General features: G+C 50.3%; 7 protein-coding genes. 1 reads left to right on the plus strand and 6 read right to left on the minus strand.

The window, feature by feature from the left end; translation table 11 throughout:
- Positions 1-8 precede the first annotated feature (8 nt).
- Genes P1P86_12930 through P1P86_12940 form a run of 3 tightly spaced genes read right to left on the minus strand, consistent with a single transcriptional unit; the run spans position 9 to position 7039 of the window.
- Positions 9-2876, minus strand: a complete 2868-nt coding sequence (locus tag P1P86_12930) for a PD-(D/E)XK nuclease family protein (GenBank protein ID MDF1576084.1) — start codon at positions 2874-2876, stop codon at positions 9-11.
- A complete protein-coding gene (locus P1P86_12935) occupies positions 2876-3823 on the minus strand; it encodes a TIGR01212 family radical SAM protein (protein MDF1576085.1) in 948 nt (315 codons plus the stop codon). Before P1P86_12935 ends, P1P86_12930 begins: the two co-directional genes overlap by 1 nt.
- 3 nt (positions 3824-3826) lie before the next feature.
- A complete protein-coding gene (locus tag P1P86_12940) occupies positions 3827-7039 on the minus strand; it encodes a UvrD-helicase domain-containing protein (protein ID MDF1576086.1) in 3213 nt (1070 codons plus the stop codon).
- Positions 7040-7099: 60 nt separating this feature from the next.
- Here P1P86_12940 and mnmA point away from each other — a divergent pair, with 60 nt between their 5' ends.
- On the plus strand, positions 7100-8281 hold the full coding sequence (mnmA, locus tag P1P86_12945; GenBank protein ID MDF1576087.1) for a tRNA 2-thiouridine(34) synthase MnmA: 1182 nt from the start codon (positions 7100-7102) through the stop codon (positions 8279-8281).
- 7 nt (positions 8282-8288) lie between these two features.
- On the opposite strand, the gene P1P86_12950 is transcribed toward mnmA, so the two are convergent.
- The 3 genes from P1P86_12950 to P1P86_12960 all read right to left on the minus strand — a co-directional run bounded on the left by P1P86_12950 (position 8289) and on the right by P1P86_12960 (position 10635).
- Entirely contained in the window at positions 8289-9008 is a 720-nt protein-coding gene (locus tag P1P86_12950) for a phosphoadenylyl-sulfate reductase (GenBank protein MDF1576088.1), read from the minus strand.
- Between the two features lie 18 nt (positions 9009-9026).
- Positions 9027-9743: a nucleotidyltransferase family protein gene (locus tag P1P86_12955; GenBank protein ID MDF1576089.1), complete on the minus strand. Its 717-nt coding sequence runs from the start codon at positions 9741-9743 to the stop codon at positions 9027-9029.
- A gap of 163 nt (positions 9744-9906) precedes the next feature.
- Positions 9907-10635: a FadR/GntR family transcriptional regulator gene (locus P1P86_12960; protein MDF1576090.1), complete on the minus strand. Its 729-nt coding sequence runs from the start codon at positions 10633-10635 to the stop codon at positions 9907-9909.
- Between the last annotated feature and the right edge of the window lie 97 nt (positions 10636-10732).

The following is a 10732-nucleotide window of genomic DNA, read 5'->3' on the forward strand; positions in this document are numbered from 1 at the left end:
CTACAAGCTCATTCTATGATTTGTCTCTGGCAAAGCGATGCAAAATCGCAATAAGAGCATTTCTTATCATTATTTCTTTGCACATACGGGACATCCGGATCGAACAATCGCTGCAGGACCTCTTTCAAAAGCCTGAGGAATGGCTCTTCCAGGACCTCAAACGACTCAATTCTCCCCTCCTTCTTAAGGCTTGTCATGATCAGAGCAGGATCGAAGTGCTCCTCAAAAAGCTCTTTCATGGCATAGAGTCCGGGCATCACCTTCTCTTCGGCATAGACTTCTCCTACCAGCCAGGCATAAAACAGGGTTTGCATGGCTGCGCTGTTGCGGCTTACATGGTCTCTGTCGAAGAGAGATTCAAGCGTAGAAAACTTCTGACTGCTCTGACCCGTTTTGTAGTCAATAACCCGGAGCAGGCCGTTCACCCGGTCGATCCGGTCAATTTTCCCGCCAAGGCGGACCTCCAGATGATCCTGCTTCACCTTAATATTCAGTTTACGCTGGTAGTTCATCTCGGCACTTACCAGTTCAAAAGGAGCTATGGCCAGGTCGGTCCGGATAATCTTTTCCAGATAGCGGAGCATCACCCGGAAAATAATAATATTCCTGCCTTCAAGCACTTCCTGCCTCCTTCCCTTATAATGGTGATCCCTGAAGACCCGGAGGAGAACCTTCCCGGGCCTGTCCGATTCCAAAAGTCCTGTCAGACCGTTCCGGGTCAGCTGAGCTCCGCCCAGATCGGCTATCTCTCTATACAGTTCTTTCAGCGTATCATGCACCACAGTACCAAATCCAGCCGGATCGAGCTCCTCACTGATCTCATCCGCTTCCCCGATGCCGGCGATATACCTGAGATAAAACTTCAGGGAACAATCCATATAGGTGTTTACCGCAGAGGGAGATAAAAATCGTCCCTCTTCCCCGTCTTTCAGATAACGCTCCAGCTTTATATCCGCCATCCGGGTATGCGGTATCTCCAGGTCCGGAATTTTTCGGGCCTTCACCTCCAGCCCGGGCCTGATTATCTCCAGCTTCCTGTTAAAAACCAACTGGTGGAGGTAACGGCTCATTTCTCCGGTACGAATTCCTTCTGTACCCCCGTTGAACAAAAGGTCAACCCGCTCTGCTCTTTGAAGCAAACGATAGAAATAATAGGCATAAATGGCATCCATATCCTCCCTGGCAGGCATTCTGAATGCCAATCGCAGGGAATAGGGAATATTGGAGTTTGTCTCGTGGGCGGCCGGCATAAGCTCTTCATTCATGGAAAGCAGAATCACATGTCTGAAATCAAGCAGGCGGGTCTCCAGAATTCCCATTAGCTGCAGTCCTGACAAGGGCTCGCCTTCGAAAGGAATCCGGAGGGCCCCCAGAGACTTTTTCAGCAAGCGTTCGAAGATCATCTCAGAAATGCCGGGGCGCCGGGTGATCATCCCTTCAAATTTATTCAGGTAGGTCAGGAGCTGAAAGATAAATGCCCGGTCCAGAGCATCCTGCATGGTTTCTTCCCTCCCGGAGAGGGCTTCCAGTATATGATTGAAAAGAGTTCTCAGGTAGCGAATCAAGCCGGCCGATCCACCCACCTGTTTGAATATGACCTTTTCCAGCTCCCCGCTGAATACTTCCTGATCCACCAGGATGAGGTTGTTCCGCACCATATGAAGGCTCAGGTCTTCCGTTGAATCAGGCTTCATCTTCCTGTAATAGGGATGCAACAGGACTGCCATCACATCCCTGTGATAAAAGCGGACTTTCCCGCCGGAAGCTTTGCGGGTGTTATGCTGCATGCGCAGCAGCTGATCTATAAAACTGTAGACCGGAGTATTTTTCATGGGATAGCCCATGGTCACATTGATCTCCCCGCTTCCCTCCGGAAGTGACATCATGACCGGTAACAACAACTCTTCATCACAGAGAATCACAGCCGTATCTGTGCAATCGTGCCGTGTATCCGGCCCTTTTGACTCCAGAATCCTGTGCAGCGTTTTGGCCTGCAGAACATCTGTGGGGAGCTCAAAAATCCTTATTTCCTTATCCTTTTCCAAACCGCGGAAATCCTCCAGGCTTTCGGACGCAGGGAAGTGCTCCATATTGTCTCTTAAAAACCTTCCGGCCTCTTTTCCGGCCGTATCCGTGTAGAGATGGTCATAATCCCAGAAAAACTCCGCTCCGTGCTTCTGCATCCAGGAAAAAATCCGCTTTTCACATTGATTCAGGGCATTAAATCCTGCAATCACGGTAGGTCCTTCCCAGCCAAATTCCATCTCTCCCCCGGCTATCCGCTCCGCGATCTGCCGGTACTGCATCCCCTGATACCCCTCCCCTCTCGCCGTAAGGACGCTCCTTAAACGCTTGTATAATTCAGGAAGCAGGACCCAGCTTCTGATAAACTGCTCCTTTTCGGGGGTCTGCCCGCCCCAGTGAAACCCGGTCCAGAATTGCCTGATAAACTCAAGCTGCTCAGGTTCCAGTCCCGCCAAAGGCTCTTCAAGCGCCTTCAGGTCGACCATGTTACGGAACAACATGTCCGCATCCACCAGGTATTTATCCAGCTCATCGAAATCCCTGAGCATCATTTCTCCCCAGAGATAAAATTCATCCAGTGAATCGGGCTGCTCTGCAAATCCGGAGTAAATATCGTAAAGGGTAAAAAACAGATCCAGGGGATCGGACCGTTCCAGAGAGCTCGTTTCATCAATAAAATCACTGATGGAATAGATCCGCGGTGCCCACCCGGTATTGGAAATATGCCTGGAGAGATGCCTTTGCAGAAAAAGCCCAGCACGTCTGTTTGGCAAAATGATGCGGGTATCACCCAGCTTATCGGAAGCTGTTTTAACAAGATGTATGGCCAGTGTTTCGAGCAGGGGCTTCATTATCTTCCCGGTTTATAGTTTTTCCCCTGCCAGCTGTCGTGCTTGAGCAGCAGCTCTTCAAAAGCCCGTAAAACGCCGTCGTAACGGAGCCCCCAGCCCTCCCGGACCCCCATTCCCGGGGTCACCTCTCCGGCAATCCGCTCCACCACAAATGCCGGATTAAGCCGTTCCAGAATTTCCATGATCAGGTGAAGATATTCCTCCAGGGAAAAGAACTGGAAATCCTCCGCTTTTTCGACAAACTCCCGGGCCATGGCCGTTCCCCGGATAAGCTGTAACTGATGAAATTTAATATTATTAAGAGGCCAAGCTGACAGTTCGGAGGCCATAGCCAGAAAATCATCCCGGTCCTCGCCGGGAAGGCCGATAATGACATGCCCTCCGACCCGTACTCCGCGTGCAGCGGTCTCTTCAACCGCCCAGCGGCTTTTTTGCACATCGTGGCCCCGGTTAACCCGCAGAAGGGTCCTGTTGAACACCGATTCAATCCCGTATTCAACCACCACATAGACCCGTTTCGATAACTCCCTGAAATAATCCAGGATAGCCCCATCCACGCAATCGGGCCTGGTGCCTACCACAATTCCGATCACTCCGGGAACAGCGAGGGCCTGATCATAGAGAGAACTCAGTACCTCCGGATCAGCATATGTATTTGTATAGGCCTGAAAATAGGCCAGGTAGCGGCTTGCTTTCCGGTATCGCCTTTTGTGGAAGGCCATGCCCTGCCTGATCTGCTCAGCTACAGACTTTTCAGGCCGATTATAGGATGGATTAAAGGCCCGGTTGTCGCAGAAGGTGCAGCCCCCCGTTCCACAGGTCCCGTCTCTGTTGGGACAGGTAAAACCTGCGTCAATAGTTATCTTCTGGACACGCTCCCCGAAATGCGTCCTGAAATAGTCGCTGTACGCATTCAATCTTCTCTCGGTTCCCCAGGGATACGCCATAACTTAGATTTTAACAGTTTTATCCAGCATCACATACCAGATGTATCCCTCCATATGCTCAAAACCCATTTCTTCCAGTTTCTCCATGTAATTGCTGACCTGACTCTTATAAGCGCTTTTTTCAAGGTCACCAAATTTAAAATCAATCACCGTAAGCCGGTTCCCCTCAAGGATGACCCGGTCGGGACGGAGAATACTCTCGTCCCCGCACAGGAGGGTGCGCTCATTAAACACTCGCTTGTTCTCCCCTTCGGAGAACCACTCTTTGACCAGTGGTCCCGATAGTTTCCGGCGTATCAACCTCTCCAGTTCATTCCGCTCATTTCCGGGTATCTGTCCTTCTCTCTGCATGGCATCCAGTACTCCGGCGAGATCCCTGCCATATACAATCCTGGAAAAGATCAGGTGCATCATATTGCCATACATACGCCCCGTCCGGAACACCCCTTCCTCATCCACAAAATACTGATCACTTCTGAGCCTCACTTTCACGGCACGCTTATCCCTGTTCACCGGATAGCTACGGAAGAGCCAGGGGTCCTTCTCAGCGCGCTTCCGGGAATAAGCAGGAAGTTCCCCAATGGTCAGTACATTGGCATCCACGCAGGTGTGAAGGGGAGCCGTACAGGGCTCTTCTCCAGGATTCTTGTTCAATATCGCCTGCAAAAGGTCCCCGGTGCTTTTGACTCCGTGAACTTCCCGTTTGGGAATGCCGATATAAAGCAGGTCCCTGGCCCTGGTAAAAGCCACATACATGAGATTTAGCTTGTCCATATAACCCTTCATTCTTTCCCGGTAGTACGATCGGGAAAATCGAGTATGGATCATTCTGGAGATGAATTTTACCGGAACGATGGGTATTCTGTCCAGGGGGGTCCCTTCCGTTTCGCACCATAGGACTTCCGAGTTGCGGTGCACCGTCGTTACTTCCCAGTCACAAAAGGGAACAATGACCGCCTTAAACTCCAGTCCTTTGGATTTATGTATGGTCAGGATCCTGAGGGCATTGGACTCTTCGGAGACAGAAATCGCTCGTTTGCTCCCATGCTGCTCCCAGTAATCCAGGAAATCCTTGATGCCAACCGGTTCTCTGCGGTGCAGATCGATGACGGTGTCCTGAAATGCCTGGATATAGGGAAGATCCTCCGCACGATCTCCCAGTGAAAACAGACTGATCAGCGATTCAATAAGCTCATACAGGGGCAATTGTTTCAACAATTCCCTCTCCTTCATGAAAGTCTCCGGAAAAAAGAGCTCAGTTGGGGTATCCGCCTGGTAAAGCTGATCCGTATCAATCTCAGCTCCCATTCCCAACAGGGAACATTGGTATTTTAGCAGCAGGTTATTGATCCGGTGATCGGGCTGCACCAGGTATCGCAGCAGGGAAACAAGAATGGTCACCGAACTGTTCTGGACCAATAGCAGGGACTCATTGGAGATCAGCCTGAATTCTCCTGCATTCCCGCTCTGCCTGGCATGTTCCAGCAGTCTGTTTGCCACAGCCACCCCCTCTTTGCGGGTGCGAACCAGGATAGCTGTTTCTCCCGGCTCTATACCTGTTTGACGGATCTCCTCTACCCAGCCCGGCAGGGCTTCCAGGACCTGGTCCCGGAAGGAAAGCTCCTCATCATCAAACAACAGTCCCCTGACAAATCCGCCTGTCTCCCGGCTCTGTTCCGGAATCTCCTGAACCACGTCCTTATATGCCAGCCTGAAGCGTTCTACCTCCAGCATCGCCTCATCCCTGGAAATGGGTGAGGCAAGCAGCTCCCTTTCAATCATTTCAGCAAGCAACTGTGAGGAAAGCCGGAAAACCGTATTGTTAAAGCGGATGATCTGTTCCCGGCTGCGATAGTTCCTCTTCAGTGTATCAATACGAACTTCCTGGTGGGCAAAATCTCTCTCCAGCTCCGTTGCAAGAATCTTCCAGTCTGAATTCCTCCAGCGGTAAATGGACTGCTTCACATCCCCGACCACCAGGTTCTGCTGCCCTGCAGCCAGAGAGTTGTCCAGCAAAGGCCTGAAGTTATCGTATTGAAACAAAGAAGTATCCTGAAACTCGTCCAGCATAATATGATTATAACGGCTGCCTGTTCTCTCATACACGAAGGGAACCTGGTTTCCCCCGATGATCCCCCGGAGAAAACGACTCGAATCGGCAATCAGGAAAAGATTTCTTTCCCGGGTATATTCACGTACATACTCCCAGGTATCAGCCAGGATTCCCAGGGTATAGAAACTGTCACGGACCATGGCCACGGTATTTAAATCCACCTGCAGGCGATATACCTCATTCAGCAGGGGCATCAGCTGATCTTCCGTAAGGGCCCTCATGGCAGAAGATGAGTCCTTTTTAAGCCATTTCTCAGATAGTTCCAGAGCCTGTAATTTCGATTCGCTGAAGGGAACGTCTTCCCCCTTTCCTGCAATCACAAAAAGGCTCGACGGAGATTTACTTTTTAAATAGAAGTCCTCTGGTCCCAGGCCCAGGCTCTCCATTTGCTGAAGGGCCCTGTTTCCAATGGCCGACATTTCACGACGGGTTTGCTCTTCCATTTGATTCAGCTCCCGGTAAAAAAAATCGAGGTTCTCCTTGCTAAGGAGTGAGATGTCATATTTCAGAAAAAGATTCTGGAACGACTCCTTGAAAAGCTGCATGCCAAGCTGGATGATCTCCTCCCTGAAATTCCAGGATCTGGACTCCTCCATCCGCTCCTCGGCAAAACGGATCAACCAGGCCTGTAATTCCGGGCGATTACCCAGATCCTGAAAAAGACGGTCCACCGCCAGGGAGAGTACCCGGGAGTGGTCCAGCTCCAGGTTATAGCCAGGCTGAATACCAATCTCTTTAGTGAAAGCCCGGATCACGGACTGGAAAAATTTATCGATGGTCCCCACGGAAAATCCGGAGTAGTCATTCAGTATGGTTTCCAGCAGTTCTCCCGCCCTCCTGCTGATGGAGGCTTCATCCAGTCCGCTTGCCTTAACAAGCTGCCTCATCTCTTCCATAGGCTCGTCCTCCCGGTAATTCGAAAGTTTGGAAAGCCTGCTCAGAATCCGGTGCTTCATCTCCCCCGCTGCCTTATTGGTAAAGGTAACGGCCAGAATATGCCTGTGAATGCCTTCCCGCTGAAAGAGCAATTTCAAATACTCCATAGTCAGGGCAAAGGTCTTACCCGATCCTGCAGATGCTTTATATATGTTCAGGGGAGGCATTATGTAAAGATAGAAATTGGATTCCTTAGAATTTCATATTTTTGTACCAAATTACAGACCTTGGCACTACGCGTTGTTGTTGGATTATCGGGAGGAGTGGATTCCAGTGTGGCCGCTTACCTGTTAAAGAAAGAGGCTTACGAAGTTATCGGGCTATTTATGATCAACTGGCACGATAAGACCGGAGTGATAGATGCCGATTGCCCCTGGGATGAGGATGTGGTCTTTGCCGAACTGGTGGCCAGGAAACTGGATATTCCCTTCCATGTGGTAGACCTGAGTGAGCCTTACCGGGAACGGGTGATTGATTATATGTTTTCTGAATACCAGAAAGGCCGGACCCCAAATCCGGATGTACTCTGTAACCGGGAGATTAAGTTTGATGCCTTTCTGGAAGCAGCTGAGGCTTATAAACCCGATTACGTGGCTACTGGTCACTACTGCAGAAAGATGACCAGTATTCGGGAGGGAGTGGAGATCCAGCATCTCCTGGCCGGAGCGGATCCCAACAAGGACCAGAGTTACTTTCTCTGCCAGCTCTCGCAGGAACAGCTCGCCAGAACCCTGTTTCCCATTGGTCACCTGCATAAGCCAAAGGTCAGGCGGATTGCAAAAGAACAGGGGCTTGCCTCTGCCGGAAAAAAAGACTCGCAGGGAATCTGTTTTGTGGGTAAGGTGCACCTTCCGGTCTTTCTGCAGCAGAAACTAAAAGCCAGGGAAGGCAATATTTTTGAGATCCCGGCCGGACTGGCTCAATATACTGCGGAGAAACAGGATTTCGCGGACCTGGAAGCCATCAGTGCTCCCTGGCTTTATGCCAAAGAGGACGGAATCTGGACGGGCAAGCACCAGGGCGCTCACTTCTTCACGGTGGGGCAACGTAAAGGCCTGAATGTAGGCGGAAAAAAGGAGCCTCTTTTTGTAATTGCTACCGATGTGAAGGCCAACCGCATTTATGTGGGTCAGGGCCAATCCCACCCGGGACTCTATCGTCGTGGACTAAAGATCCTGCCTGAAGAAATCCACTGGGTCCGGCGCGACCTGGAGATGCAGGCCGGGGAGAGCCGTGATTACCTGGTGCGCATCCGTTACAGGCAGGCCCTCCAGAAGGGCACCCTGCACAGAACAGATGCAGGTCTGTACATCACCTTTAAAGAGCCCCAGAGGGGAATTGCTCCCGGACAGTTTGCCGCCTGGTACGATGGGAATGAACTGCTCGGATCGGGAGTGATCAATGAATAGAAAGCGTCTACTTTTTATGAAGGCCGCACTCTTTATGCAGCTCGTTTTCCCACCACCAGCGGCCGGAACGGATATCCTCCCCGGGTTCAACAGCCCGGGTACAGGGTTCACAGCCTATGCTGGGAAATCCCTGGTCGTGCAGCAGATTATAGGGAATATTATGCTCTTTGATATAGTCCCGGACCTCCTTTTCGGTCCAGTTAATCAGGGGGTTGATCTTCACCAGTCCGTTTGCCGCATCCCATTCCACCAGCTTGTTGAAAAATCTGGAAACCGACTGGTCTTTCCGCAGTCCGCATATCCAGGCCAGCTTATCTTCGAAAGCCCGGGGCAATTGCGCCACCTTCCGGATGGAACAGCAAAGTTTCCTCTTCTCCACACTGTCATAAAACAGGTTGATCCCGTTTTCTGCCACCATCTTCTCCACCTTTATTGCCTCCGGGAAATAGATCTTCATGCGAATTCCAAAATGCTTATTGGTGCGGGCAATCAGGTCATAGGTCTCCGGAAAGAGCCTCCCGGTATCCAGAGTAAAAATCTCCGTGTCTTTCTTCTGACGAAGTACCATCTCTGTAAGGACCTGATCTTCCAGTCCGAGACTGGTTGAAAGAACAAGATGCTCCCCAAAATGCCGGAGGAAAAAGCCTATTACTTCCGCAGGCCTTTTCTCCTTCAACTCCTCATTCCATTGTGCGATCTGCACCTCCAACTTAGCGCTTAATTCCATGCTGCTATATAAAAAATATCAGGTATAAGACTCCATTTTTCCCATATCAGTCCAGCTATCCTGGTCGTGCCGGTACAGATGTACCGGATGCGTATTTGCCAGTTCCAGATAGAAAGGCATCAGGGGAAAGCGTTTCTCTTTGGGGAAAAGCTCAAAAATCCCGGGATCCATGATATGAATGGCACTGAAAGCGATGGGCTTAAGTCCGTCTGGCGTGGTTCCGGAAAGAATGGTCTCCCCGGTCCGGTTATCGCGCCATCCCTTCAACAGGCCATCCGCACTCATCAACAGGCTGCGGGAGGTTACCCGCTGCTTGACCGCCAGGGTCGCTAAAGCCCCGCTGGCAAGATGATACCGGTACATAGCGCGGAGATCAATATTACTAAGGATGTCCACATTATATACCAGGAAAGGTTCCTTACCGAAAAAACTGGACGCATGGGCAATTCCGCCCCCGGTGTCGAGCAGTTCGTCCTTTTCATGGGAGAACTCGATTCCAATCCCGAAGTGATCCTTCTGTTTTACAAATTCCAAAATCATGTCGGCAAAGTGATGCACATTGATGATGATGGAAGTAAAGCCAGCCGCTTTTAACTTCAGTATAAGATGCTCGAGCAGGGGTTTGCCCTCCCATTCCAGCAGGGCTTTGGGTTTATGATCGGTCATCGGTCTCAGTCTGCTTCCGAGCCCGGCAGCCAGAATCATCGCTTTATTTTCTTTGGCTTGCAGCACCATTTCTCTTTTGGGGATTGTCTGTCACATTTCTTACAACGATATTCCATCTGCCTGTCCTGTATCTTTTCCTCAAGTCCATCCTCCTCCCTGCACATTCTTTTACTCATCCGTTCCTCTTATGCAAAGAATAACGCAGCAGGAATAAAATTGTTTTTGGCTAAACTCAGTTAAAATCCGGGTCCAGGTGGAGATCATAAATCTCCCGGGTCCGCTCCAGGTGCTCTCTCATGATCGAATGGGCCTCCTTACCCTCTTTTTTCCGGAGGGCATCGACCAGAGCCTGGTGCGATTTCAGGGTATGAGTCTTCTCCCCTTCAATATTCCCGTAAATATAGTTCCTCATCCGGGGGAGTAAAGAGTAGATAGGTTCCATGGTAATCTGGACAATGGGATTCAGGGTGGCCTTGGTAATGGCCAGGTGAAAGTGATTGTCCAGATCAGCCTCCTTTTGTGTGTTATCGGGATCGCAGAGTTCGAACTCTTTCAGGTTCCTGCTTAGCTCATCGATATCCCTGCTGGTCCTGTTCAGGGCTGCCAGTCTGGCAATTTCCGGTTCAAAAATACACCTCACCTCAATGATCTGCGAGAGAAGGTTCTTATCGAATTTCAAATCGTAGTAGAGATTCAGTGTATCGATGGCGTCCTCAATAAGGATTTCGCTGACATACATCCCGCTTCCTTTCTGAATGCTTATCAATCCACGGGCACTCAGGCGTCTTAATGCCTCCCTTAAAGCGGTCCTGCTTACCCCAAAAGATTCACACATCTCACGCTCAGTGGGCAGTTTAGAACCTACCGGAAGTTTTTTCTCCCTGATGGCATTCTCGAGCGTTCGTTCGATGCGCTGACTCAGGGTGAGCTTGTTTCCAATATTTTGAAAAATATCATCCATCACAAGCAGCTTAGATTGTTGCAATTTACAAATTTATTCAGGTAATTTGTCATACATCATTCATATTACTATACCATGATACTGATTGCAGACAGCG

The organism is Bacteroidales bacterium, assembly GCA_029210725.1.
GTDB lineage: Bacteria > Bacteroidota > Bacteroidia > Bacteroidales.